The organism is Sciscionella sediminilitoris, from assembly GCF_000737195.2.
GTDB classification, from domain to species: Bacteria; Actinomycetota; Actinomycetes; order Mycobacteriales; family Pseudonocardiaceae; genus Sciscionella; species Sciscionella sediminilitoris.
Map to the genome: position 1 here is coordinate 1 of NZ_JALM01000087.1, position 23,349 is coordinate 23,349.

Genomic DNA, 23,349 nt, shown 5'->3' on the forward strand with positions numbered 1-23,349 from the left:
CCCCGGGGGATTTTTCTTACGGTCTTGCTACAGCCAGTCGGTCGAGCTCGGCAGCCGCAGGAACGAATCCAGTTCCAGGTCCACCGGGGCCGGTTCGGCGGGCTGGCCGGTCAGGCCGGTGTAGCTGCCCCGGTTGAACAGCAGCGGTTTCCCGTCCGAGGCCGGACCCAGATGCTCGACGTGGCCGAGCACGATGAAGTGGTCCCCGCCCTCGCGCACCTCGTGCACCGTGCAGTCGATCCAGGTGAGCGCCCCGTCGATGATCGGGTTGCCCTGCGGCGTCGCGTACAGCGGCAGCCCGGAGAACTTGTCCTTGCTCGGCGCACCGAACCGGGCGGAGATCTCGCTCTGGTGCTCGGCGAGCAGGTTCACGCAGAACGTGCCCGCCTTCTCGATCACCGGCCAGGACCGCGATGTCCGGCCCGGGCAGAACAGCACCAGCGGTGGATCGATGGACAGCGCGGCGAAGGACTGGCAGGCGAAACCGATCGGTCCCGCCTCGCCGACCGCGGTGATCACCGTGACCCCGGTGCAGAAGTGCCCGAGCACCTGCCGGTACCGGCGCTGATCGAAGGCCACCTGCCCGGTACTCATTGCTGCTCCCGAACCCCGATGGAGAAGTCGTGGCCCCACAGGGAGACCGCGGTGCTCTCCCGCGCGATCCAGTCCTCGTCGTCCACTTCGAGGCCCTCGCAGCCGAACTCCACATCGAAGCCGCCGGGGGTCTTCATGTAGAAGGACAGCATCTTGTCGTTGACGTGCCGCCCGAGAGTGGCCGACATGGGCACCTTGCGCCGCAGCGCCCGGTCGAGGCAGAGCCCGACGTCGTCGGGTTCCTCGACCTCGAGCATCAGGTGCACGATCCCGCTCGGCGTCGGCATCGGCAGGAAGGCCAAGCTGTGGTGGCGCGAGTTGCAGCCGAAGAACCGCAACCAGGCTGGCGGATCCTCGGCCGAGCGGCCGACTGCCTGCGGGGGCAGCCGCATCGAGTCGCGCAACCGGAAACCGAGCACATCCCGGTAGAAGTGCAACGCCTTCGCATCGTCCGAAGTGGACAGTACGACGTGGCCGAGGCCCTGGTGCTCGGTCACGAAGCGGTGCCCGTACGGGCTGACCACACGCCGGTGCTGCAGCGCGACCCCATGGAAGACCTCGACCGCGTTCCCCGAGGGATCCTCGAGCTTGATCAGCCCGTTCACCCGGCGCTCGGCGAGCTCCTCGGCGGTACCGGACTTCACCGGGAAACCCGCGGCCTGCACCCGTTCGGCGATCTCGTCCAGCTCGGCCTCGTTGGCGACCTCCCATCCGCTGTGCAGCAGCCGATCCTGGTCTCCGGGCACGATCACCAGCCGCGCCGGGAACTCGTCCATGCGCAGATAGAGCCGGTCCTCGACAGGGCCCTTGCCCTCGACCATGCCGAGCACCTTGAGCCCGTAGGTCCGCCATGCCTCGATATCGGTCGCCTCGATGTAGAGGTAACCGAGCGAGCGAATACCCATTCCGATTACCCTTCCTCGCTCAGGAAATTCGTCACGAGCTGGTTGAATTCGGCGAACCGCTCCAGCTGCGCCCAGTGCCCGCAGCGCGGGAACACGTGCAGTTCCGCGCGCGGGATCGTCTTCAACGCCAGCAGCGCCCCGTCCAGCGGATTGACCCGGTCCTCGCGGCCCCAGATCAGCAGCACCCGCTGGCGCAGTTTGTATCCCTCACGCCAGAGCATGCCAGCTTCGGCGGTCGCCGGATCCCGGAAGGAGGCACCCATCGCGCCCATCGCGGCCAGCGATTCCGGGCGCTTGGCCACCTCGAAGCGCTCGTCGATGAGTTCCTCGGTGATCAGCGACTGGTCGAAGACCATGCAACGCAGGAACTTCTCGATGTTCTCCCGGGTGGGTTCGGCACCGAATCTGCCGAGCGCCTTGATGCCCTCGGTCGGGTCCGGGGCGAAGGTGTTGATGCTCAGCCCGCCGGGGCCCATCAGCACCAGACGGCCCGCGCGCTTGCCGTAGTCGAGCGCGAACCGCACCGCGGTGCCGCCGCCGAGGGAGTTCCCGACGAAGTGCGCGCGCTCGATCCCGAGTTCGGTCAGGCATTCGGCGACCGCGCCCGCGCTGAACGTGAAGTACTGCCCGTGCTCGCTCGGCTTGTCCGACTCGCCGAATCCCGGCTGGTCGATCGCGAGCACGTCGTACTGCTCGGCGAGCGCGCCGATCGTGCGGCTGAAGTTCACCCAGGCCGAGACGCCCGGCCCGCCGCCGTGCAGCAGCACCACCGTGGGATTCGACGGGTCACCCGCGCGGTGATAGTGCAGCCGCAGCCCGCTCGGCAGCTCGACGAAGGATCCGGCCCGCAGTTCCTCGAGGGTCACTGTCATATCAGACCATCGCATCCCGCACCGGGAGACCGAACTCCCCGGTGCCGTACAGGACATAGGCCCGTTCCGGATCGTTGGCCGCGTGCACCCGCCCGGCGTGCGCGTCCCGCCAGAACCGCTGGATCGGGGTGCCGTTGCGCAGCGCGCGCCCACCGGAGTTCTCGAACAGCCGGTCGATCGCCGCGATGGACCGCTCGGTGCCGCGCACCTGATCGCGGCGCGCCCTGGTGCGCATCGGCATCGGGATCGTCTTGCCCGCGCGGACCAGTTCCAGTTCCTCGGCCACGTTGCGGGAAAGCTGCAACCAGGCGGCGTCGATCTCGCTGGCCGCCTCCGCGATCCGCACCTTGGCGAACGGGTCCTCTTTGGACTGCTCGCCCGCGTAGGCGGCGCGCACCCGCTCGCCCATGTAGCTCACGTGCGCCTCGTAGGCCCCGCGTGCCATCCCGATGATCGGCGCGGTGATGCAGCTCGGGTGCACCGTGCCGTAGGGCAGCTTGTAGATCGGCGACTCGTTGACCTCCTGACCGGGCCCCGAACAGCGGGCCATGTCCTTGAAGGAAAGCACCCGGTGCCCGGGCACGAACACGTCCTCGACCAGGATGTCGTTGGAGCCGGTGCCGCGCAGGCCGACCGTGTCCCACACATCGATGATCTGGTAGTCCGCGATCGGCAGCAGATAGGTGCAGAAGTCGACCGGGTTGTTCTCCTCGTCGAGCACCGGCCCGCCGAGGAACACCCAGGTGGCGTGATCGCAGCCGGAGGAGAAGCTCCACCGGCCGGAGAGCCGGTAGCCGCCCTCGACGATCTTCGCCTTGCCCATCGGCGCATAGGAGGAGGAGATCCGGGCGTTCTTGTCCTCGCCCCACACCTCGCGCTGCGCCTTGTCATCGAACAGGGCCAGGTGCCAGGGGTGCAGGCCGAGGATCGAGGCGACCCATCCGGTGCTCCCGCACGCGCTGGCGATATCGGTCACCGTGCGGTAGAACTCGACCGGGTCGGCCTCGAGTCCACCATACCGCGCCGGCTGCAGCAGCAGGAAGAATCCCGCCGCTTCCAAGGATTTGATCGACTCGTCGTGCACCTTCCGCAGGTCCTCGGTCTCCTGCGCACGCTCGCGCAGTTCGCCGAGCAGGTCGGTGACCCGCGTCCGCACCTCGTCGACGGTGAGTTCTCCCATTGGCGCATCTCCTCAAATCGTATGGGGCAATACTAGAACATGTTCTAGTTTTTGGCCAGGGTCCCAGCCACCGCGCGTGCCGCCCTGCGTCCGGAGAACACACAGTCGGCGATCGAGAGGCCGCTGACGTACGAATGTGCGCAGATCCCCGCCGCCGCCCGGCCCGCGGCGAACAGGCCCGGAATCGACCGTCCCTGTCCGTCCAGCACCGCCCCGCTCTCCTCGTCCACGGCCAGTCCGCCCAGGGTGAGCATCGGCCACGGGTAGAGCAGGTGCGGGCGCAGCGAGATATCGAAGGCGTGCATCGGCTGCGTGGACTCCGGAAGCTGTTCGGGCGCCACCCCGATCCGGGCGGCCAGCGCGGCCCTGCTCGGTGCGCTGACACTTTTGCGCCGCACCAGGAACTCGAACTGCATCCGCTGGAACCACACCGCCTCCTCGCGGATCTGCCCGCGCGCCTCACGCAGCAGCGGCTCGTCCACGATCAGCCAGCCGCGCCCGTCGGAGCGGCGCAGCAGCTCGGACCCGATCGCGGCGCCGTAGCGGTTCGCCCCGCACAGCAACTCCCCCGCCGAATCGATCAGCGTGCCCTTGGTGAACGCCGAGGGCGGGGTGATGAACCGCCACACCGAGATCCGGTCCATCGCCTTGGTCGCCGCGCCCGCCTGTTCGCCGAGCCGCACCGAGCTGCCGTCGTCGGCGATGGTGCCCAGCGGAAGCGAGCCCCGGAAGCGCTCGACGTGCTCGGCGAGCATCCGCCGGTTCGCGTTGAAGGTGCCGCTGGCCAGGATCACCCCGTGCTCGGCGGTGAGCTCCACCTCGGTGCCGTACCGCGATTCCAGCGCGGTGATCAGCTTGCCGAGCCGCCTGCGCAGCGGCGGGGCGTAGACCCCGGGTTTCGCGGCGTATCCGGCGAGCACCCGGTGGGCGCGGCGCACGAGCGCGGGTGCCGATTCGAGCGTGCGGCAGCGCACCCCGCGCACCACGCCGTCGCGCACGATCAGCCCGGTCGCCCTGGTCTGCCCGCGCAACCGCACCCCGGCCTTGCGCGCCGCGGCCGCGAGCGGGGCGTAGAGCGCCTTTCCGGATGTCCCCGGGGCGTGCGCCCGGTGCCCGCGCGGGGGCGCCTGCGGATCGTGCGCGAGTTCGCTTCCGGAGTGGTAGAGGTAGTACCGGTCGTTCGGATAGGAGGTCTTGAATGGACAGGGCGTCGGCTCGAACGGAACCCCGTGCCCGGCCAGCCAGTCGATGTCCGCGGCCGAACCGGCACAGAATCGGTGCAGTGTCTCCGCCGAGACCGCCTCGCCGACCTCGGCGCGCAGGTACTCCTCCATCGCCTCGACCGAATCGCGCACCCCGGCCGCCTGTTGCACACTCGTCCCACCGCCCGCGTAGACCACCCCGCCGGAGATGGCCGTGGTCCCGCCGCCGGTGAACCGGTCGATCGCGAGCACCCGCAGGCCCTGGGAGGCCGCCTGCAGCGCGGCACACGCTCCCGCCGCGCCGAACCCGACCACGAGCACGTCTGCTTCCACGTCCACTCCTCACGAACCGGGTCCGATGTGACCCGAGTCTTGATGTGAAACAAGTTCTAGTTTTCTCGCCGCGCGATGTTACCCTCTTCTCTACGGCGGGCGATAGCGTTCGCCGAGGCGTTTCTATAACATGTTCCATATTTGGCCCATGAGCTGTCAGGGCGCGAATGCGGGAAGGCGCGGTGCGGATGCGGGAGAGCACGGAGTACGACCTGATCATCGTCGGCAGCGGTGGTGCCGGCATGACGGCGGCACTCGCCGCCCACGAAGCGGGATTGCGGACCGTGATCGTGGAGAAGAACGGACGGTACGGCGGTTCGACTGCGCGTTCGGGCGGCGGGGTATGGATCCCGGGGAACTCGGTACTGCGCAAGGCCGGGGTCCAGGACACCCGCGCGGACGCGGCCGCCTACCTGCGCCATGTCGCGGGCCCCGGGATCGAGCAGGAGCGGATCGACGCCTACCTCGACCACGGGCCCGCCATGCTGGACCTGGTACTCGAGCGCACCCCGCTGAAACTGCAGTGGGTCCCCGGATACTCGGACTACTACCCGGAAGGTCCCGGCGGGCGGCCGGGCGGGCGCTCGGTGGAACCGGTTCCGATGGATTCCGGGGTGCTCGGCGAACTGCGGCACACCCTGGAGAAGCCGTACATGGCGGGCCAGGACGCGGTCCCGCTGACCCAGGCCGATTTCCGCAAGCTCAACCTGATCCTGCGCGATCCGCGCTCGATGCTGACCGCGCTGCGGCTGGCCGGGCGGATGACCAAGGCCCGGGTGCGCAGGCGCAAGGTACTCACCATGGGCCGGGCGCTGGCCGCCGGGCTGCGCGTCGGGCTCGCCCAGGCGGGGATCCCCATCGAGCTGAACACCCCGCTGCGCAGGCTGGTCGTCTCCGGCGGCGCGGTGCGCGGGGTGGTGGTCGACTCCGGGGGCGAGGAGGTCACCCTGACCGCGCGCCGCGGGGTGCTGCTGGCCAGCGGCGGCTTCGAGCGCAATGCCGAACTGCGCAAGACCCACCAGCGCGAACCGATCAGCGGGGACTGGACCGTGGGCGCGGAATCCAACACCGGTGACGGGCTGCTGGCCTGCCTGGAACACACCGAACTGGACGTGGCCACCGAACTGCTCGAGGAGGCCTGGTGGGGCCCCTCGATCCCGTTCGCCGGTGGCACCTACTTCTGCCTCGCGGAGCGCACGCTGCCGGGCAGCATCATGGTCAACGGCTCGGGCGAGCGGTTCGGCAACGAGGCGGCGCCCTATGTGGACGCAGTGCACGCGATGTACGGCGAGCCCGGTGGACCGGCCCGTAACATGCCCACCTGGCTGGTGTTCGACCAGCGCTACCGCAACCGCTACATCTTCGCCGGTCTGCCGCCGCGCCAGCCGCTGCCGCGCAAATGGCTCGCCTCCGGGGTGGTCCAGCGCGCGGGCAGCATCGGTGAGCTCGCCAAGGCCATCGAGGTACCCGCGGAGCAGCTGGAGGCCACGGTCCAACGGTTCAACGGCTTCGCCAAGTCCGGAGTCGACGCGGACTTCGGCCGGGGCACAAGCCACTACGACTCGTACTACAGCGATCCGCGGGTCCGCCCGAACTCCTCGCTCGCCGCGCTGCGCACCCCGCCGTTCTACGCGGTGCAGCTGGTGCCCGGCGACCTCGGCACCAAGGGCGGGGTGCGCACCGACGCGCAGGCCCGGGTACTGCGCACCGACGGCTCGCCGATCGACGGCCTGTACGCGGCGGGCAATGTGAGCGCGGCGCTGATGGGCGGCAGCTACGCGGGTCCGGGGGCCACCATCGGACCGGCCATGACATTCGGCTACCTCGCGGCCAAGCACGCCGCGGGGCACTCGCTGACAGTTACGGAGGAATCATGAGCGTGCGCAATATCGACACCGGCGCCTCCACGGCGCGGTACGCCCGCGGCTGGCACTGTCTCGGGCTGGCCGAGACCTTCCGCGACGGGCAACCGCACGCGATCGAGGCCTTCGGCACGAAACTGGTCGTCTGGGCCGGGCAGGACGGGAAACTGCACGCGCTCGACGGCTACTGCAGGCACATGGGCGCCGACCTCACCCAGGGAACCGTGAAGGGTGACTCGATCGCCTGCCCGTTCCACGACTGGCGCTGGGGCGGGAACGGGAAGTGCACCGGGATCCCCTACGCCAAGCGGGTTCCGCTGCGCGCGCGTAGCCGCGGCTGGCCGACCAGCGAGCAGAACGGGCAGCTGTTCGTGTGGAACGACCCGCAGGGCAACCCGCCGATCGCGGAGCAGGCTATCCCGGAGATCCCCGGGGTGAACACCGAGCAGTGGAGTGACTGGATCTGGGACCAGCGGGTGATCAGCGGCTCGAACTGCCGCGAGGTCATCGACAACGTGGCCGATGTGGCGCACTTCTTCTACGTGCACCACGCCTTCCCCACCCAGTTCTCGAACATCTTCTCCGGGCACACCGCGACCCAGTATCTGCGTTCGAAAGCGCGCCCGGACTACATGAAGGACCCGAAGAAGGCCGAGGGCTCCACGCTGCGCTCCGAGGCCACCTACTTCGGCCCCTCCTACATGGTCAACTGGTTGTGGCCGGCCCTGAACGGCAACGAGATCGAGTGCGTGCTCATCAACTGCCACTACCCGATCACCGAGGACTCCTTCATGCTGCAGTGGGGACTGGCCGCGAAGGGCTTCCCCGGGATGGAGCCCGAACACATCCAGATCCTCGCGCAGAAGCTGCACAAGAACTTCGGCGACGGGTTCCTCCAGGATGTGGAGATCTGGGAGAACAAGACCAAGATCGACAACCCGCTGCTGTGCGAGGAGGACGGCCCGGTCTACCAGTTGCGCCGCTGGTACGAACAGTTCTATGTGGACGTCGAGGACATCTCCGAGGAAATGACCAACCGCTTCGAGTTCGAAGTGGACACCACACGGGCGAACGAGGTGTGGGAGGCCGAGGTCGCGGAGAACCTGGCGCTGCGCGCGGAACGCGAGAAAGCCGAAGCATGAGCGGCGGGCGGTGGGCCAAACCGCAGACCGCGGTCGGGGAGCCCGGGCAGACCGAGGCGGAACGCACGGAGTACCTGTACGGGGATCTGCGCGAGATCGCCTGCATGCGGTGCGCGGCCGTAGTGCTCGCCGGGAAACGCAGCCCCAAGCACACCAGTGTGCAGTGGACCCAGGACCCGGACCGGGTCTGCCAGGCGTTCAACCGGGAGGAGCAACCCGGTTGCGAATGGCTGCGGGCCAGCATCGAGGCCGCCGCGGATGACGGGCTGTTCGTGGAGAAACCCGGTATCGGCGATTCCGGTATCGAGGATCCGAGCATCGAGGGACCGAGCGAGGTACGGGCGTGACGCGTAGTTTCCTGCTCACCGTTGCCGAGGTGATCCCCGAGACCGCCGAGGCGAGCACCATCGTGTTCGAGGTGCCCGAGGAGCACCGCGCGGTGTTCGCGCACCGGGCCGGCCAGTTCACCACGGTGCACATCCGGCTTGCGGACGGGGAATCCGTGGCCCGCTCCTACTCCTTCTCCAATCCCGAGGGTGCGCAACGGCCGCAGGTCACGGTCAAGCGGATGGGGCCGGGCTCGGAATGGATGTGCGCGCTGCGTCCCGGCTCCCAGGTCGAGGTGCTGGCCCCCGGGGGCACGTTCACCCCCGCCACCCTCGACGAGGACATCGTGCTCGCCGCGGCGGGCAGCGGGATCACCCCGGTGCACTCCATCCTGCGCACCGTGCTCGAACAGGGCAGCGGCCGGGTCTTCCTGCTCTACGCCAACCCGGACGCCGAGCGGACCATCTTCGGCGAGGCGCTCACCGAGCTCGCCGAGCGCCACGACCGCCTGGAACTCGTGCACTGGCACGAATCCGAACGCGGGCTGCCGACCACCGAGGCGCTGACCGGGCTGCTCGGCGAATACCGCGGACGGCGGCTCTACTACTGCGGGCCCGAGGGCTTCAAACGGGTCATGTCGGAGACCGTCACCGCGCTGTCCTGGCCCGCGGACACCGTGCACGTCGAGGAATACCTCTCACACCAGGACAACCCCTTCCTCCGGCCGGAGCCCGGAGGCGGCGCCGCGGCGAAGGTGTTCGTGAACCTGGACGACACGGACAGCGAGATCGAGTGGCCCGAGGGCACCAAGCTGCTGGACACCCTGCTGGACAACGGACTTGACGCGCCCTACTCCTGCCGGGAGGGACGGTGCAGCACCTGCGCCTGCCGACTGGTCGGCGGCGAGGTCAAGATGCTGAACAACGAGATCCTCGAACAGGAGGACCTTGACGAGGGCATCATCCTGGCCTGCCAGTCCCTTCCGCTCACCGAGGAAGTGCACATCCGCTACGACTGAGACTGTCGGGCCCGGGCGCTACGGTGCGCCCATGAACTCAGCACCGGCCGAACCGGGCCTGACCGATGCGGACTACCTGCGGCTCACGGAGACCTGGGCGGGAGCCCTGTTCGAGATCGCGACGGGCAACGAACACGTGGATGTGCCCAGCTGTCCCGGATGGCAGCTCCGCCATCTGGTGCACCACATGGGAAACGTCGCCTACTTCGTGGACGCCGTGATCGAAGCGGCCGGGCCGGAACCCGAGTTCACCGACGCGGAACTGCCCGCGGACGCCGAGGTGTGTGCCTGGGCGGACGAACGGACCAGCGCGCTGCTGCACCGGCTGCGCGGCCTCGACCCGGAGACCCGGGTGTGGAACTGGTCCCGCGAGCCCGCCCGGTTGCGGTTCTGGCCCCGCTGCCTCGCCCACGAAGCGCTGGTGCACGCCTGGGACGCCTACACCGCCCTCGGCCGTCCGGTACGGCTGCCCCTGCGGGGTTGCCTCGACGGGATCGGTGAAGTGCTCGACATCCACCTGCCGCTGCGCACCGGCGAGGTCATGACGGGTCGCTGGACCGCCGAGGTGCGCACGGACGAGGGGCCATGCTGGCACCGCGCCATCGAGGAGGGCACGGTGCGCGCCCTGGACACCGATCCCGAGCCGGACGTACTGCTGCACGGCGGGGCCGAACAGCTCTACCTCGGGCTCTGGGGCCGGATCCCGCTCACCGGGGCACGCGGTACCGAGAACCGCATCGCCGCCCTGCGCACCGGCTGAGAGCCGAGCTGCGCGAGCAACTCAGGCGGCGCCCAGGATCAGGCCCGAGGTCGGCACCCCGGTGCCCGCGGTGACCAGCACGTGGCCAGGATCGGTGACCTGGTTGACCGCGGTTCCGCGCAACTGGCGCACCGCCTCGGCGATCCCGTTCACCCCGTGCAGGTAGGCCTCGCCGAGCTGACCACCGTGCGGGTTCAGCGGCCAGCGCCCGGTCAGTTCGAGCTCGCCGGAGGCCACCAGGGCCGGTGCCTCGCCGCGCCCGCAGAAGCCCAGCTCTTCGAGCTGCAGCAGGGTGTACGGGGTGAAGTGGTCGTAGAGCACGATCGCGCCCATGTCCTCGGGCCGCAGCCCGGAACTCTCCCAGAGCTGGCGCCCGACGACCGACATCTCCGGCAGTGCCGCGATGTCCTCGCGGTAGTAGCTGGTCATCGTGTACTGGTCGGGTCCGCTGCCCTGGGCGGCCGCGGCGATCCGCACCGGGGGCGCGGCGAGATCCCGGGCCCGTTCGGCGGAGGTGATCACCAGCGCGATGCCGCCGTCGGTCTCCTGGCAGCAGTCGAACAGCCGCAGGGGATCCGCGATCATCCGGGATTCCTGGTGTTCGGCGAGGGTGATCGGTTTTCCGTAGAACCAGGCGTTCGGGTTGGTGGCGGCGTGTTTGCGGTCGAGTACCGCGATCCGCCCGAAGTCCTCGCTCGTGGCACCGTATTCGTGCATATAGCGGCGCGCCACCATGGCCACGGTCGCCGCGGGGGTGGCGATCCCGAACGGGTAATGCCAGCCGTTGTCCACGCCCGCACTGCTCGGCGCGGCCACCGCACCGGTGGAGACCTGACCGAACCGGTGCCCGGAGCGCTCGTTGAACGCGCGGTAGCACACCACGACATCCGCGGCACCGCCCGCGACGGCGAGCACCGCCTGCTGCACGATCGCGCAAGCGGCCCCGCCGCCGTAACCGATCCGGCTGAAGAACCGCAGCTCCCCCATGCCGAGTTCGCGGGCGACGGCGATCTCGTCGCTGGTGTCCATGCCGAACCGCACCACACCGTCCACATCGGACGGTTCGAGTCCGGCATCGCCCAGCGCGGAACGGATCGCCTCGCAGGCAAGGCGCAGTTCGCTGCGCCCGGATTCCTTGGAGAAATCGGTGGCCCCGATACCCACGATCGCCGTGTCAGTCATGCTCACCTCCTGCAGCGTCTTCGAGAGCGAACCGCACCGTGCCGCGCACGTGCTCACCGAGGCCGCAGGTCCCGCTCACCGCGACCACGTATTGCTCCTCCCCCGCTTCCCGCACCGACTCCCGGACCGAACCGGTGATCGTCAGGGTGTCTCCGGCGTAGCAGGGCACCCCGAGCTTGATGGAAACCCCGCGCACCAGGCAGTTCCGGCCGCCCCATTCGGTGACGAACCGTTGCACGAGACCGGTGGTGCTGAGGATGTTGAGGAAGATGTCCTTCGAACCGCGCTGCACGGCGGCATCCCGGTCGTGGTGCACGTCCTGGAAGTCCCTCGTGGCCAGCGCGGTGCTGATCACCACGGTCGGGGTGACCTCGATGCGCAGCGCGGGCAGTGTCGTCCCGATCATGACCGCGGCCTCCATGCCGGGAGCACCAGATCGTCGGTGACCCGGAGGAAGACCACCTCGACCTGTTGTCCGATGTGGACCGTTTCCGGGTCCACATCGATGAGCTCGCCCATCATCCGCACACCTTCCTCGAGATCGACGAGCGCGACGACGAACGGGGTCGCGCGCCCGGGAACCTTGGGGTGGTGGTGCACCACGTAGCTGTACACCGTTCCCTTGCCGGTACTGCGGATCCAGTCCGGTTCCGCGTCCGGCTGCTCGCGCCCCATCGCGCCGGGCGGGTGGCGCAGTTCGGTGCCGAAGCGCTGGATGCGCAGTTCCGCTTGCTTCGTGCCCTCCCAGAAGAACTCGGTGTCCTTCGACACCGGGGGCCGCATGGTGCCCGCGGACCGTTCCCGGGCGTCGATGATGTCCGGGTGGCTCTCCGGCTCCTCGCCCGTTTCCGCGCTGCCGGGCCGGAATTTCAGCACCCGGAAGCGCATCTCGCCGACTTGTTCGTCCCCCACGGTCCACACCGTTTTCGTGGTGACGAACCAGCCCTCGCCGAGCGCGGTCCGTTTCGGCCCGACCACCTCGGTCAGCTCGGTCGCCGAGCTCACCCGCTCACCGACGCGCAGGTAGCGGTGATAGGTCTGATCGGAGTTCGTGGCCACGATGGAGGTGTACCCGGCCTCGTCGAGCACCGCGATGATGTGCCCGAGCGGATCGTCGGTGGCGCGCGCCCCGTGCAGTCCGGCCATGGTCCAGGCCTGGATCATCCCCGGCGGGGCGACCGTGTCCGGTCCCGGTGCGTAGCGCGGATCCGTGTCACTGAAGGCCTCGGTCCAGTTGTTGATCATCGCGGTGTTTACCGGATCGCGCGCCTGCCGGGGGGCGCTGCGTCCGGCGGCCGCGATCTCCTCGGCACGGCGGCGGATCCATTCTTCGGTATCGATGGCTCGATTCCTCCCTTGCTCACTCATCGCGGCACCCGCGGCAGCCCGAGCCCGAACTGGGCGATCAGTTCCCGCTGCACCTCGTTCACCCCGCCGCCGAAGGTCAGCACCAGATTGCGCCGCGCCATCATGTCCAGCCAGTCGGCGAGCTCGGCGGTCTCCGGGTCCCCCGGATCGCCGTGCCGCGCCAGGATCTGGTTGAGCAACCGGCCGACCCGCTGCATCTCGGTCGAGCCGAACACCTTGGTGGCACAGGCGTCCCCGACCGAACCGTCGTGCGAGGCGGCCACCTGCCAGTTGAGCAGTTCGTTGATGCGCAGCACGGCCAGCACCTCACCCAGACCGGCGCGCACATCGGGTTCGCCGAGCAGCCCGCGCGCGGCCGCCCAGTCCCGCACCCGGTCGTATTGCGCGCCGACATAGCCGTGCGGGCCGAGCATCACGCGCTCGTGGTTGAGCTGTGTGGTGATCAGCCGCCAGCCCTTGTTCTCCTCGCCGACAAGGCGGTTCACCGGAACCCGCACATCGTTGAAGTAGCAGGCGTTCACGTGGTGCGCGCCGTCGCAGGTGATGATCGGAGTGTGGCTGAATCCGGGATCGCGAGTGTCCACGATCAGTACCGAGATCCCCTTGTGTTTCGGGGCTTCCCGGTCGGTGCGCACGGCCAGCCAGATGTAGTCCGCCTCGTGCACCCCGGTTGTGAACATCTTCTGCCCGTTGACCACGTACTCGTCCCCGTCCCGCACCGCGGTGGTGCGCAGCGAGGCAAGGTCGGTCCCCGCCTCGGGTTCGCTGTACCCGATAGCGAAATGCAGTTGCCCGGCGAGAATCTTCGGCAGGAAGAACTCGCGCTGTTCCTCGGTTCCGTTCGCGAGCAGCGTCGGCGCGACCGTCTGCAGGGTCACCGAGGGCAGCTGCACATCGGCGCGTGCGGCCTCGTTGACGAAGATCGCCTGTTCGATCGGATCGACCCCGCGGCCGCCGTACTCGGGCGGCCAGCCGACCCCGAGCCACCCGTCGGCCCCGAGACGGCGCACGACCTCGCGGTGCGCGTCGCCGTGCCGTTGCACGCGCAACTGCTCACGCTGCTCCGGGGTGATCAGCGTGCCGAGGTAGGCGCGCAGTTCGGCACGCAGTTCCTGTTGTTTCGGCGAGAGTTCCAGTTCCACCCCGGGTCCGGGTTCGCGGCGCTCGGCGACCGGTTCGGTTCCGGCCAGCCCGCCGATCGCCTCGGTCGCCGCCGGTCCCCCGCCGAGGAATCCGGTCAGCGCGGTGAGTTTCCCGTAGTAACGGTGCAACGGGTAGTCCATGTCCACACCGATCCCGCCGTGCAGGTGATGGCAGGTGTGCACGGCCTCGACGGTGCGCGCGGCCAGCCAGTAGCCCGCGGCGGCCAGATCGGTCGCCGCGGCGAGTCCGTTGCCGAGCCGCCAGCAGGCCGAGAAGGCGATCAGGTGCATGGCGCGCGCGGCGATGTAGACATCGGCGACCTGCGCTGCCGCGGCCTGGAAGGTGGCGATCGGGCGGCCGAACTGCTCCCGGGTCCCGATGTGGGTCACGGTCAGGTCGAGCGCCCCGGCCAGTGCCCCGTCGGCGAGGGCGGCCGCCCCGGCCAGGGCGTGCTCGTGCACCGAACGCAGCAGTTCCGCGCCACCGAGCACCCGGGCAACCGGGGCGTCCTCGAGGTGCAGCGAACCGCGCGGCCCGGGGCGCACCCCTTCGGCGTTCGCGTCCACGAGCACCACCGCGGGCGCGCCCTCGTGGGTCACGGTGACCAGCAGCCTGGCGGCCTGGTCCAGCTCGGGAACGTTGATCTTGGTTCCGCGCACCCGCAACCGGTCCCCTTCGGCGCGGGTCACGGTGCGCGGTTGCGCCGGGAACGGTACCGAGGGTTCCCCGACGGCCGCGGTGAGGATCGCACCGTCCTCGATCACGCTGCGCGGCAACGGATCCGGGTCCCCGGACTGCGCGGCGAGCGGTAGGGCGGCGAGGAACAGCGAGCCGAAGACGGGCACATCCGCTCCCGTTCGGGCGATCGCCTGCGCGAGCAGCCCGGCCTCGAACACGCCGAGACCCGAGCCACCGTGGCGCTCCGGCAGCACCGCACCGAGCACGCCCGCATCGACCAGCGCCTTCCAGATGTGCGCCGGATTTCCTTCCTCCCGGCGCAGCACTTCCTCGGCGAGCTCGACCAGCGCGCGCTGATCGGCATCGAGTTCGAAACGCAAGCCGCAACCTCCCACTTCTCGCTTGGATACCGGTCAGCCGCGTGGCAGGCCGAGCAGGCGCTCGACCACGTGCACCCCGAGCACCTGGGTGCTGCCACCCGCGATGCTCAACGCCCTGCTGCGCAACAGTTCCGTGGACAGTTCCCGGGCCTGGCCCTCGGTGAGCGCGCCCTCGGGCCCGCACAGGGTCAGCGCGGTGTCGGCGGTCCGCTGCCGGTGCTCGACCCCGACCAGTTTGGCCACCGCCGATTCGGCGCCCGGCTGACGACCGGCGAGCCGCAGCGCGGCCCCGCGCGCACCCAGTGCCCGTACCGCGAGCCCGCTGCACACCAGTTCACCGATCCGGGCAAGCACTTCCCCATCCGGCTGGGCCCCGTTCGGATCGGCACCGGCCATGCTCAGCACGCGTTCCAGATCGGCGTCGAAGGAGGCATTGGCGGACAGCGCGACCCGCTCGTTGGCCAGGGTCGCCCGCGCCAGTTTCCAGCCCTCGTTCACCGCGCCGACCACGCACTCGTCCGGCACGAAGACCCCGTCCAGGAACACCTCGTTGAACAGCGCCTCCCCGGTGATCTCGCGCAGCGGCCGCACGGTGATCCCGGAGGTGCGCATGTCCACGAGGAAGTAGGTGATCCCCTTGTGTTTCGGGGCTTCCGGATCGGTGCGGGCCAGGCAGATCGCCCAGTCCGCGGTCGCCGCGACCGAGGTCCACACCTTCTGCCCGGACAGTTCCCAGCCGCCGTCCACCCGTTTCGCCGCGGTGCGCAGTCCGGCCAGATCCGATCCCGCCTCCGGCTCGCTGAACAGCTGGCACCACACGAGATCGCCGCGCAGGGTCGGCATGATGAACCGTTCGCACTGCTGCGCGGTGCCGAAACCGAGGATGGTCGGCAGCGCCCAGGCGCCCACGACCAGGTTCGGCCGGGCGACTCCGGCCGCGTCCAGTTCGGCGTCGATGGCCAGCTGGGTCGCCGCGTCCGCCTCGAGTCCGTAGGGCCGTGGATAGTGCGGCATGATCAGGCCCGCATCGGCGAGCGCGCGCCGCTGTTCCGGTTCGGCCAGTTCGGCGATCTCCGCGATGCGGGCCCTGGTTTCCGGATCCGCCGCGCCCCGGTCCCGCGCGGAACGCCGGCGCCCGTCCAGGGCGAGCCGGGCCACCCGCTGATTCCCCGCACCGCCGAACCACTGGCGCAGCGCGAGCGCGCGGCGCAGATACAGGTGCGCGTCGTGTTCCCAGGTGTAGCCGATCCCGCCGAGCACCTGGATGCAGCTCTTCGCCGCGGCGACCGCGTGCTCCAGTCCGGCGGCGCAGGCCGCGGCCGCGGGCAGCGCCTCCCCGCTCAGCGCGGCATCCCAGGCCAGCGCCCCGGTGGTTTCGTTGGCGCACAACAGATCCGCGCACAGCAGTTTGACCGCCTGGAAGCTGCCGATGGGTTTGCCGAACTGTTCGCGGGTCTTCGCGTACTCCGCGGCGGTGCGCAGGCACCAGCCGGTGATGCCCGCGCATTCGGCGGCCACGAGCACCGCAGTAATCAGTTCGACGTCCCCGCGCAGCCGGGTGTCTCCGGCCGGGGTGAGCCGCTCGCCCTCCACGGCGTCCAGGCTCACCCGGGCGACCGGAACGGAGGAGTCGAGCGCTTCGCGTGGACTGATCCGGGCCCGCGCGCCGTCCACGAGAAACCAGTCCGTGCCGGTTCCGGCGAGCAGCATGCAGCCTTCCTCGGCACCGAGCACGGTCGCGGTACCGGAGATCCGCCCGTCCTCGAGGCGGAACCCGTCCGCTACGGCGAACCGCGCGCGCCCGGCGGCCAGCTCCCCCGCCTGCGGGTGGTCCCCGAGCAGCACGGAGGCCAGCAGGCTCGGCAGCAGCGGTCCGGGCACGAGTTCGGCGGCACAGGCTTCCGCGGCCACCGCGAGGTCGAGCAGTTCGCCACCGCCCCCGCCGCGCGCGGGATCCACCGCGATGCCGAGCACACCGAGCTCGGCGAGCCCCGGCCAGTGTTTGCGCCAGGCCTGACTGTTGCCATCGGCCTGTTCCCGTACGGTTTCGCGCACCTTCGCGGCCGAGGCGAAGGAGGTGATCGCCTCGGCGAGCGCGTGGTGTTCCTCGGTGATCGGGATCGTAACGCCGGACTGCACGCCCATAAGTAGAACATGTTTCAGTCTTGGAGGGAAGATTACATACAAATCTGCACGTATATCGAAGGGAGCCCGAGGCGACAAATGGGAACTTGTTCCAATATGATGACCTGAGGGAGTGACCGAGGGAGATGGAGAATGTCCGAACAACAGCTGGCGCAGCCGGTGAAGACGGCGCGGACGACGCGGACCACCGCGCAGCAACAGCGCAGGGAACGCATCCTGGACGCGACGATCGGCCTGGCATCCAAGGGCGGGTACGACGCGGTGCAGATGCGCGCGGTCGCCGATGACGCCGGTGTGGCGCTCGGCACGCTCTACCGCTACTTCCCCTCCAAGATCCATCTGCTGGTGTCCAGCCTCGGCCGGGAATTCTCCAGCGCCCAGGCCAGGTTCTCCCGCCGCACCATTCCCGGGGAGACCGCCGCGGAACGACTGCTCTACCTGCTCGGCAGGGTCACCAAATCACTGCAGCGCGATCCGCTGCTCACCGAGGCGGTCACCCGGGCGTTCATGTTCGCGGACACCTCGGCGGCCGCGGAGATCGACGAGGTCGGCCAGGCGCTCGAGTCGATGTTCAGCCACGCGGTGCGCGGGGACGAGGAACTGACCGAGCGGGACCGCGTGGTGATCCGGATCGTCTCCGATGTCTGGCTGTCCAACCTGGTGTCCTGGGTCACCAGGCGCGCGTCCGCCCGCGATGTGACCACGCGCCTGGAGCTGACCGTGCAACTGCTGCTCGGCGACGGGGAGATCAGCGGCAGCTGGTGAGCTTCCCGGCGAGCCGCTCCAGATAACTGAGCACCTCGGCCTCGCTGCGATCCGGGATCCCGAACGCCACCTCGGTGACCCCGAGCTCGGCCAACCGCTCCAGCCCGTCCGGTTTCCCGGCGAGCACGGTGATCTCCGGCGCACCGGAACGGCCCTCGCTGTGCCAGATCCGAGTCAGCGCGGCGATCTTGTCCTCGAGCTCGGACTCGAACGGGGTGGTCATCCAGCCGTCCGCGTGCCGCGCGATCCAGGTGAAGGTGCGCTCCGTGCCACCGGCCCCGATCAGCACGGGAACCGTGTCCTGCACCGGTTTCGGCCAGGCCCAGCTCGGTCCGAAGCTCACGTGCTCGCCCGCGTAGGCGGCCTCCTCCTGGGTCCACAGCGCCCGCATCGCCTCCAGGTACTCGCGCAGCACGGTGCGCCGTTTGCCCGGGGGAACGTGGTGGTCGCCGAGTTCATCGGTGTTCCAGCCGAATCCGGCACCCAGCACCACCCGGCCCCCGCTGAGGTGGTCGAGGGTGGCGATGGATTTGGCCAGGGTGATCGGATCGTGCTCGACCGGCAGCGCCACCGCGGTGCCGAGCCGGATCGTGGTGGTCACCGCGGCCGCCGTGCCGAGCGCCACCCAGGGGTCCAGGGTGCGCAGGTACCGGTCGTCGGGCAGCTCCGAGGTCCCGGTGCCCGGATGCGCCGCCTCCCTGCGCACCGGGATGTGCGTGTGCTCGGGCACCGAGAAGGTGTCGAAGCCCGCTTCCTCGGCCGCGCGGGCCACGACCGCGGGCGCCGGGCCGCGATCACTGGTGAACTGGGTGATTCCGAATCGCATATGTCCCTACCACTCCACGGCTAGTGCACTCGGCCCACGCACGATGAGCCCCGATTTCCAGGTGATCTCTCCGGCCAGCCGCAGCCCGGGAAGCCGGGTCGTCAGCCCGTGCAGGGCTTCCTGCAGCTCCGCTCTGGCCAGCGCGGCGCCGAGGCAGAAATGCGCGCCGTGCCCGAACCCGAGGTGCCCGCCTTCGGCACGGTCCAGGTCGATCCGGTCGGCATCGGAGAACCAGCCGCGGTCCCGGTTCGCCGCGGAGACCGCGACCACGACCGGTTCACCCGCGCGCACCCTCGTCTCCCCCACCACCACATCCTCGGTGGCGTAGCGGGCCGAGCTTCCGCTGGTGCCAAGGGGAACGAAGCGCATCAGTTCCTCGACGGCCGCGGGGATCAGCTCCGGATCGGCGCACAGCCGCTCCCACTGCTCGCGTTCACCGAGCAGCACCGAGACGAAGTTCGGGATCTGGGTGGCCGTGGTCTCGTGCCCGGCGATGAGGATCCCGGCGCACAGCCCGATCATCTCCTCCTCGCTGAGCCGGTCCCCGTCCTCGCGCGCCTCGATGAACGCGCTCATCAGGTCATCGCGCGGTCGCTCGCGGTGCGCGGCGATCAGCCCGGCGAGGTATTCCTCCAGCTCGGCGCGGCTGGCCAGCCATTGCTCGGTGGTCAGGCTGCTGGTGGACAGCGCGTCATCGCTCCAGCGCCGGAACCGGTCCCGATCCTGTACCGGCACACCGAGCAGTTCGCAGATCACCGCCACCGGCAGCGGTAGCGCCAGCCCGCCGACGAGCTCCGCGGGTGGTCCCTGTCCGACCATCGCGTCGATCAGTTCCCCGACGTAGTCCCGCAGCCACGGCCGCAGCTGCTCCACACGCTTCGGGGTGAACGCCTTGGCGGCGAGCCTGCGCAGCCTGGTGTGCCCCGGAGCGTCCATGGTCAGCAGGCCCTTGTTCGCCCGCGCGGGCTGGGTGCTCGGCGCGTCCCTGCGCAGCGCCTCGGCCCGGGAAAACCGCGGATCCCCGAGCACGGCACGCGCCTCGGCGTAGCGGGTCACCAGCCAGCCGGGTTCGCCGTAGGGCATCCGCACCCGCACCAGACCCGGTTCGGCCTGTACCTCGCGATAGCGCTCGGCGATCGCGAGACCCTCGCTGGTGTTGAACGGGTAGTCCAGCATCGGCTCAGCCACCGATCAGTGCCGCGATCGCCTCGGCCATCGCGGCCGGGTCGCCGTCGGCGGGGCGCAGCACCAGGTCCGGGAACTCCGGGCGCTCGTAGGGGTCGTCGACACCGGTGAACCCGCTGATCTCCCCGGCCCGCGCGCGCCGGTACATGCCCTTGGGGTCGCGCTGCTCGCACACTTCGAGCGGGGTGTCCACGAACACCTCGACGAACCGCAGTCCGGCCCGCAGATGTGCCTGTCTCGCCTGTTCGCGGGCCTGGGCGTACGGGCTGATCAGCGAGGCGATCGCGATCACGCCCGCATCCGCGAACAGGGCGGCGACCTCGCCGACCCGGCGCACGTTCTCGTCCCGGTCTGCGGCGGAGAATCCGAGATCGGCGTTGAGTCCGTGCCGCAGATTGTCCCCGTCGAGCAGGTAGGCCATCCGGCCCTGGGCGACAAGGAGGCGTTCCAGTTCCACCGCGATCGCGGATTTCCCGGAAGCGGAAAGACCGGTGAGCCAGACCGTGGCACCGCGCGCCCCGCGTTCGGTGCGGTCCACCGCGGTGCGCTGCCAGACCACCTCGGGCCCGGTCTCGGCCGCGCCGCCGATCAGCCCGGCGCCGACGGTGTTGTTCGTGGACTCGTCGACCAGGATGAAGCTGCCCGTGTCCCGGTTGCGCCGGTACCCGTCGAAAAGCAGCGGGCTGGCCGTGCGCAGCCGGATGCGGCCGATCTCGTTGAGCCGCAAGGAATCCACGCCCTGCTCGCGGTGCAGCGAGTTCACGTCCAGCCGGTAGTCGACGCGGTCGATCCGGGCCCGCGTGGTGGCCGTGGTGTGCCGGATCTCGTAGCTGGCCCCGGCACGCAGTTCGGCGTCCTCGGTCAGCCAGCACACCATCGCGTCGATGTCCTGGCCCACGCTCGCCCGGTTTCCCGGGCGGCACAGCATGTCGCCGCGGCTGATGTCGAGCTCGTCGGCCAGCCGCACGGTCACCGCGGCGGGCGGGAACGCCTCGGAGACCGGGGTTCCGCCGGGAGCCAGGATCTCGGTGATCCGCGAGCTCGCCCCGGAGGGCTGCACCACGACCTCGTCGCCGGGTTTGAGCACCCCACCGGCCACGGTTCCGGCATAGCCGCGGAATCCGGTCGCCTGCCAGCGGATCACCCGCTGCACCGGGAACCGTACATCGATGAGGTTGCGGTCGGAGGCGACGTGCACCTGTTCGAGATGCCCGAGCAGCGGGGTGCCCTCGAACCACGGCATGCTCGGGCTCGGGCTGACCACATTGTCCCCGTGCAGCGCGGAGATCGGGATGAACGCGATGTCCTGCACGTCGAGCTTGGCGGCGAACCCACGGAAGGTGTCCCGGATCTCGGCGAAGCGGGCCTGGGAGAAATCCACCAGGTCCATCTTGTTCACGCACACCACCAGGTGGCGGATACCGAGCAGGCTGGCGAGGAAGGCGTGCCGCCGGGACTGTTCGAGCACCCCCGCCCGCGCGTCCACCAGGATCACCGCGACCTGCGCGGTGGAGGCCCCGGTGACCATGTTGCGGGTGTGCTGCACGTGCCCCGGGGTGTCGGCGATGATGAACTTCCGGTTCGGCGTGGCGAAATACCGGTAGGCCACGTCGATCGTGATGCCCTGCTCACGTTCGGCTCGCAGCCCGTCGGTGAGCAGGGCCAGGTCCGGCCCCTGTTCCCCGCGCTCCTTGCTGGTGCGCTCCACCGCGGCGAGCTGATCGGTCAGGATGGTCTTGGTGTCGTAGAGCAACCGCCCGATCAGCGTGGATTTCCCGTCGTCCACACTGCCCGCGGTGGCAAGTCGCAGCAGCTCAGTCATGAGAGCGGGTCCTTTCCGAGCATCGTAGGGCCGCCCGCGGCCCGAGTCCGCGAAGGCGCCGATCGAGTGAGCATCGCAGCGAGCCCTGGCGAGCCAGGAGCGGATCGAGGGAGAAGCCGAGCCAACGTCGCAGCGCAGGATTGGCCCGATCGGGCCAGCACTGCGGTCATCAGAAGTACCCGGCTTTCTTGCGGTCTTCCATTCCGGTATCGGAGATGCGGTCATCGGCCCTGGTCGCCCCGCGCTCACTTTCCCTGCTCGCCACGGTCTCCGCGATGACCTCGGCCGGGCTCGCCGCCCGCGAGGCCACACAGCCGGTGCAGGTCGCGTCCCCGACGGTGCGGAACCGCACGGTCGCGGTGAACGGTTCCTCACCCGCGCGCGGTGCGCTGTGCCTGGTGTGCGCCAGCAGCATCCCGTCCCGGGCGAACACGCTGCGCTCGTGCGCGTAGTACAGCGAGGGCAGCTCGATCCCCTCGCGCTCGATGTACTGCCAGATGTTCAGCTCGGTCCAGTTCGACAGCGGAAACACCCGGATGTGCTCCCCGTCCCGGTGGCGCCCGTTATAGAGGTTCCACAACTCGGGCCGCTGCGCACGCGGATCCCACTGCCCGAACTCGTCCCGGAAGCTGTACACCCGCTCCTTGGCGCGCGCCTTCTCCTCGTCCCTGCGCGCCCCGCCGAACACCGCGCCCAGCCGGTGCTCCCCGATCGCCCGCAACAACGTGGTGGTCTGCAACCGGTTACGCCCGGCCCGCTCGTCCTCGACCACCCGCCCCGCGTCGATATCGTCTTGCACGCTGGCCACCAGCAGCCGGGTCCCGGTACGTTCCACCGTACGGTCGCGGAATTCCAGGACCTCGTCGAAGTTGTGCCCGGTGTCCACGTGCAACAGCGGGAACGGCGGCGGCGCGGGCCAGAACGCCTTGACCGCCACGTGCAACATGACCGCCGAGTCCTTACCGCCGGAGAACAACAGTGCCGGGCGTTCGAGGGTGGCCTCGACCTCGCGCAGAATGTGCACCGCTTCGCATTCGAGTACATCCAGATGCGAGAGCTCGTACGTGGTGGTCGCCATCCGCACCTCCCTGGGCTTGATCCTCAAAAACTAGAACATGTTCTTGTCACGGGTCAATGACCGTGACAGACTCGTGCTCATGGATGCCGCCGCCGTGGAACAGCTCCAAGCCATCGAAGCCATCCGGGCGGTCAAGCACCGCTATCTGCGCTGTGTCGATCTGAAGCTGTGGACCGAGCTCGAATCGGTGCTCGGCGAGGATGCGGTCGCCGAGTACGGCACCAGCGCGCTCGGTGAACCGGTCGAGCGGCACGGCCGGGCCGCGGTGCTCGAATTCCTGCGGGAGAGCCTGGACAACGAGATCATCACCATGCACATCTGCGGGCATCACGAGATCATTGTGGACGGCGATTCCGCACAGGGCACCTGGTCGATGCGGGACACGGTGCTCGCCCCGGAACACAGGGTGCTCATCGAGGGCGGCGCCTACTACGAGGACACCTACCGAAGGGACGCGGACGGTCGCTGGTGGATCAGCCGCACCGCGTACACCCGGATCTACGAGAGCATGCGCACGCTCGACGAGAATTTCCAACTGCTCGCCAGCAAATGGGCGAAACCGGAACAGTAACCGAACGCGGG

21 protein-coding genes and 1 pseudogene are annotated in these 23,349 nt (G+C 69.5%); 7 read left to right on the forward strand and 15 right to left on the reverse strand.

Going from position 1 to position 23,349, the window contains the following annotated elements:
- Window positions 1-27: 27 nt before the first annotated feature.
- The 5 genes from hsaB to AD72_RS28595 are packed head-to-tail and all read right to left on the reverse strand — an operon-like array spanning window position 28 to window position 5,086.
- Entirely contained in the window at window positions 28-594 is a 567-nt protein-coding gene (gene hsaB, locus AD72_RS28575) for a 3-hydroxy-9,10-secoandrosta-1,3,5(10)-triene-9,17-dione monooxygenase reductase subunit (protein WP_031469726.1), read from the reverse strand.
- Window positions 591-1,499, reverse strand: coding sequence for an iron-dependent extradiol dioxygenase HsaC (gene hsaC / locus AD72_RS28580; protein WP_031469727.1), 909 nt, complete (start codon window positions 1,497-1,499; stop codon window positions 591-593). The genes hsaB and hsaC overlap by 4 nt, the downstream gene beginning before the upstream one ends.
- A 5-nt stretch (window positions 1,500-1,504) precedes the next feature.
- Entirely contained in the window at window positions 1,505-2,371 is an 867-nt protein-coding gene (gene hsaD / locus AD72_RS28585; RefSeq protein ID WP_031469728.1) for a 4,5:9,10-diseco-3-hydroxy-5,9,17-trioxoandrosta-1(10),2-diene-4-oate hydrolase, read from the reverse strand.
- A 1-nt stretch (window position 2,372) separates the two neighbouring features.
- Window positions 2,373-3,551 (reverse strand): 3-hydroxy-9,10-secoandrosta-1,3,5(10)-triene-9,17-dione monooxygenase oxygenase subunit, encoded by a 1,179-nt coding sequence (gene hsaA, locus AD72_RS28590; protein ID WP_031469729.1) that lies wholly within the window; start codon window positions 3,549-3,551, stop codon window positions 2,373-2,375.
- 44 nt (window positions 3,552-3,595) lie between these two features.
- A complete protein-coding gene (locus tag AD72_RS28595) occupies window positions 3,596-5,086 on the reverse strand; it encodes an FAD-binding protein (RefSeq protein WP_425480786.1) in 1,491 nt (496 codons plus the stop codon).
- A 188-nt stretch (window positions 5,087-5,274) separates the two neighbouring features.
- Here AD72_RS28595 and kstD point away from each other — a divergent pair, with 188 nt between their 5' ends.
- From kstD to AD72_RS28620, 5 genes are read left to right on the forward strand one after another with little or no spacing between them, the layout of a single operon-like run.
- A complete protein-coding gene (gene kstD, locus AD72_RS28600; protein ID WP_031469731.1) occupies window positions 5,275-6,963 on the forward strand; it encodes a 3-oxosteroid 1-dehydrogenase in 1,689 nt (562 codons plus the stop codon).
- Window positions 6,960-8,090 (forward strand): 3-ketosteroid-9-alpha-monooxygenase, oxygenase component, encoded by a 1,131-nt coding sequence (locus tag AD72_RS28605; RefSeq protein ID WP_031469732.1) that lies wholly within the window; start codon window positions 6,960-6,962, stop codon window positions 8,088-8,090. Before kstD ends, AD72_RS28605 begins: the two co-directional genes overlap by 4 nt.
- Complete coding sequence (locus AD72_RS28610) at window positions 8,087-8,437, forward strand: hypothetical protein (RefSeq protein WP_037347662.1); 351 nt, start codon at window positions 8,087-8,089, stop codon at window positions 8,435-8,437. Before AD72_RS28605 ends, AD72_RS28610 begins: the two co-directional genes overlap by 4 nt.
- Window positions 8,434-9,435 carry a ferredoxin--NADP reductase gene (locus AD72_RS28615; protein WP_031469733.1) on the forward strand — a complete coding sequence of 334 codons (1,002 nt, stop codon included), beginning with the start codon at window positions 8,434-8,436 and terminating at the stop codon, window positions 9,433-9,435. Before AD72_RS28610 ends, AD72_RS28615 begins: the two co-directional genes overlap by 4 nt.
- A 31-nt stretch (window positions 9,436-9,466) precedes the next feature.
- On the forward strand, window positions 9,467-10,195 hold the full coding sequence (locus AD72_RS28620; protein WP_031469734.1) for a maleylpyruvate isomerase family mycothiol-dependent enzyme: 729 nt from the start codon (window positions 9,467-9,469) through the stop codon (window positions 10,193-10,195).
- 21 nt (window positions 10,196-10,216) lie between these two features.
- On the opposite strand, the gene AD72_RS28625 is transcribed toward AD72_RS28620, so the two are convergent.
- The 6 genes and pseudogenes from AD72_RS28625 to AD72_RS28645 form a co-directional block, all read right to left on the reverse strand.
- Window positions 10,217-11,377 carry a lipid-transfer protein gene (locus AD72_RS28625; RefSeq protein WP_031469735.1) on the reverse strand — a complete coding sequence of 387 codons (1,161 nt, stop codon included), beginning with the start codon at window positions 11,375-11,377 and terminating at the stop codon, window positions 10,217-10,219.
- The gene (locus AD72_RS28630) at window positions 11,370-11,783 is read right to left on the reverse strand and encodes a hotdog family protein (protein ID WP_425480787.1); all 414 of its coding nucleotides are present in this window, start codon (window positions 11,781-11,783) and stop codon (window positions 11,370-11,372) included. The genes AD72_RS28625 and AD72_RS28630 overlap by 8 nt, the downstream gene beginning before the upstream one ends.
- Window positions 11,780-12,745: a bifunctional MaoC family dehydratase N-terminal/OB-fold nucleic acid binding domain-containing protein gene (locus AD72_RS28635; protein ID WP_051899121.1), complete on the reverse strand. Its 966-nt coding sequence runs from the start codon at window positions 12,743-12,745 to the stop codon at window positions 11,780-11,782. The genes AD72_RS28630 and AD72_RS28635 overlap by 4 nt, the downstream gene beginning before the upstream one ends.
- On the reverse strand, window positions 12,742-13,887 hold the full coding sequence (locus AD72_RS37750; RefSeq protein WP_231645009.1) for an acyl-CoA dehydrogenase family protein: 1,146 nt from the start codon (window positions 13,885-13,887) through the stop codon (window positions 12,742-12,744). Before AD72_RS37750 ends, AD72_RS28635 begins: the two co-directional genes overlap by 4 nt.
- Before the next feature lie 105 nt (window positions 13,888-13,992).
- A pseudogene (locus AD72_RS37755) lies at window positions 13,993-14,961 on the reverse strand (acyl-CoA dehydrogenase family protein); the annotation flags it as partial.
- Between the two features lie 18 nt (window positions 14,962-14,979).
- Entirely contained in the window at window positions 14,980-17,085 is a 2,106-nt protein-coding gene (locus AD72_RS28645; RefSeq protein WP_231645008.1) for an acyl-CoA dehydrogenase family protein, read from the reverse strand.
- Window positions 17,086-17,223: 138 nt separating this feature from the next.
- On the opposite strand from AD72_RS28645, the gene kstR reads away from it, so the two are divergent.
- Window positions 17,224-17,856, forward strand: a complete 633-nt coding sequence (gene kstR, locus AD72_RS28650; RefSeq protein ID WP_037347664.1) for a cholesterol catabolism transcriptional regulator KstR — start codon at window positions 17,224-17,226, stop codon at window positions 17,854-17,856.
- Here the strand turns inward: kstR and AD72_RS28655 are convergent.
- The 4 genes from AD72_RS28655 to cysD all read right to left on the reverse strand — a co-directional run bounded on the left by AD72_RS28655 (window position 17,840) and on the right by cysD (window position 22,767).
- Window positions 17,840-18,682, reverse strand: coding sequence for an LLM class F420-dependent oxidoreductase (locus AD72_RS28655; protein ID WP_031469741.1), 843 nt, complete (start codon window positions 18,680-18,682; stop codon window positions 17,840-17,842). The two genes, kstR and AD72_RS28655, sit on opposite strands and share 17 nt — an antisense overlap.
- 6 nt (window positions 18,683-18,688) lie before the next feature.
- Window positions 18,689-19,858, reverse strand: a complete 1,170-nt coding sequence (locus tag AD72_RS28660) for a cytochrome P450 (protein WP_031469742.1) — start codon at window positions 19,856-19,858, stop codon at window positions 18,689-18,691.
- A 4-nt stretch (window positions 19,859-19,862) separates the two neighbouring features.
- Complete coding sequence (gene cysC / locus AD72_RS28665) at window positions 19,863-21,689, reverse strand: adenylyl-sulfate kinase (RefSeq protein WP_031469743.1); 1,827 nt, start codon at window positions 21,687-21,689, stop codon at window positions 19,863-19,865.
- Between the two features lie 169 nt (window positions 21,690-21,858).
- The gene (cysD, locus tag AD72_RS28670) at window positions 21,859-22,767 is read right to left on the reverse strand and encodes a sulfate adenylyltransferase subunit CysD (protein ID WP_031469744.1); all 909 of its coding nucleotides are present in this window, start codon (window positions 22,765-22,767) and stop codon (window positions 21,859-21,861) included.
- A gap of 79 nt (window positions 22,768-22,846) precedes the next feature.
- Between cysD and AD72_RS28675 the strand changes: the two genes are divergently transcribed.
- A complete protein-coding gene (locus AD72_RS28675) occupies window positions 22,847-23,338 on the forward strand; it encodes a nuclear transport factor 2 family protein (protein WP_031469745.1) in 492 nt (163 codons plus the stop codon).
- Window positions 23,339-23,349: the final 11 nt, after the last annotated feature.

Bases quoted from the DNA above. Each gene is read 5' to 3' on its own strand.
- kstD (WP_031469731.1), top strand. From the start codon at position 5,275: ATGCGGGAGAGCACGGAGTACGACCTGATCATCGTCGGCAGCGGTGGT.
- AD72_RS28655 (WP_031469741.1), bottom strand. From the start codon at position 18,682: ATGCGATTCGGAATCACCCAGTTCACCAGTGATCGCGGCCCGGCGCCC.
- hsaD (WP_031469728.1), bottom strand. From the start codon at position 2,371: ATGACAGTGACCCTCGAGGAACTGCGGGCCGGATCCTTCGTCGAGCTG.
- AD72_RS28635 (WP_051899121.1), bottom strand. From the start codon at position 12,745: ATGAGTGAGCAAGGGAGGAATCGAGCCATCGATACCGAAGAATGGATC.
- AD72_RS28610 (WP_037347662.1), top strand. From the start codon at position 8,087: ATGAGCGGCGGGCGGTGGGCCAAACCGCAGACCGCGGTCGGGGAGCCC.
- cysC (WP_031469743.1), bottom strand. From the start codon at position 21,689: ATGACTGAGCTGCTGCGACTTGCCACCGCGGGCAGTGTGGACGACGGG.
- kstR (WP_037347664.1), top strand. From the start codon at position 17,224: ATGTCCGAACAACAGCTGGCGCAGCCGGTGAAGACGGCGCGGACGACG.
- AD72_RS28660 (WP_031469742.1), bottom strand. From the start codon at position 19,858: ATGCTGGACTACCCGTTCAACACCAGCGAGGGTCTCGCGATCGCCGAG.
- hsaA (WP_031469729.1), bottom strand. From the start codon at position 3,551: ATGGGAGAACTCACCGTCGACGAGGTGCGGACGCGGGTCACCGACCTG.
- AD72_RS28620 (WP_031469734.1), top strand. From the start codon at position 9,467: ATGAACTCAGCACCGGCCGAACCGGGCCTGACCGATGCGGACTACCTG.
- AD72_RS28625 (WP_031469735.1), bottom strand. From the start codon at position 11,377: ATGACTGACACGGCGATCGTGGGTATCGGGGCCACCGATTTCTCCAAG.
- cysD (WP_031469744.1), bottom strand. From the start codon at position 22,767: ATGGCGACCACCACGTACGAGCTCTCGCATCTGGATGTACTCGAATGC.
- AD72_RS28605 (WP_031469732.1), top strand. From the start codon at position 6,960: ATGAGCGTGCGCAATATCGACACCGGCGCCTCCACGGCGCGGTACGCC.
- AD72_RS28630 (WP_425480787.1), bottom strand. From the start codon at position 11,783: ATGATCGGGACGACACTGCCCGCGCTGCGCATCGAGGTCACCCCGACC.
- hsaB (WP_031469726.1), bottom strand. From the start codon at position 594: ATGAGTACCGGGCAGGTGGCCTTCGATCAGCGCCGGTACCGGCAGGTG.
- AD72_RS28675 (WP_031469745.1), top strand. From the start codon at position 22,847: ATGGATGCCGCCGCCGTGGAACAGCTCCAAGCCATCGAAGCCATCCGG.
- hsaC (WP_031469727.1), bottom strand. From the start codon at position 1,499: ATGGGTATTCGCTCGCTCGGTTACCTCTACATCGAGGCGACCGATATC.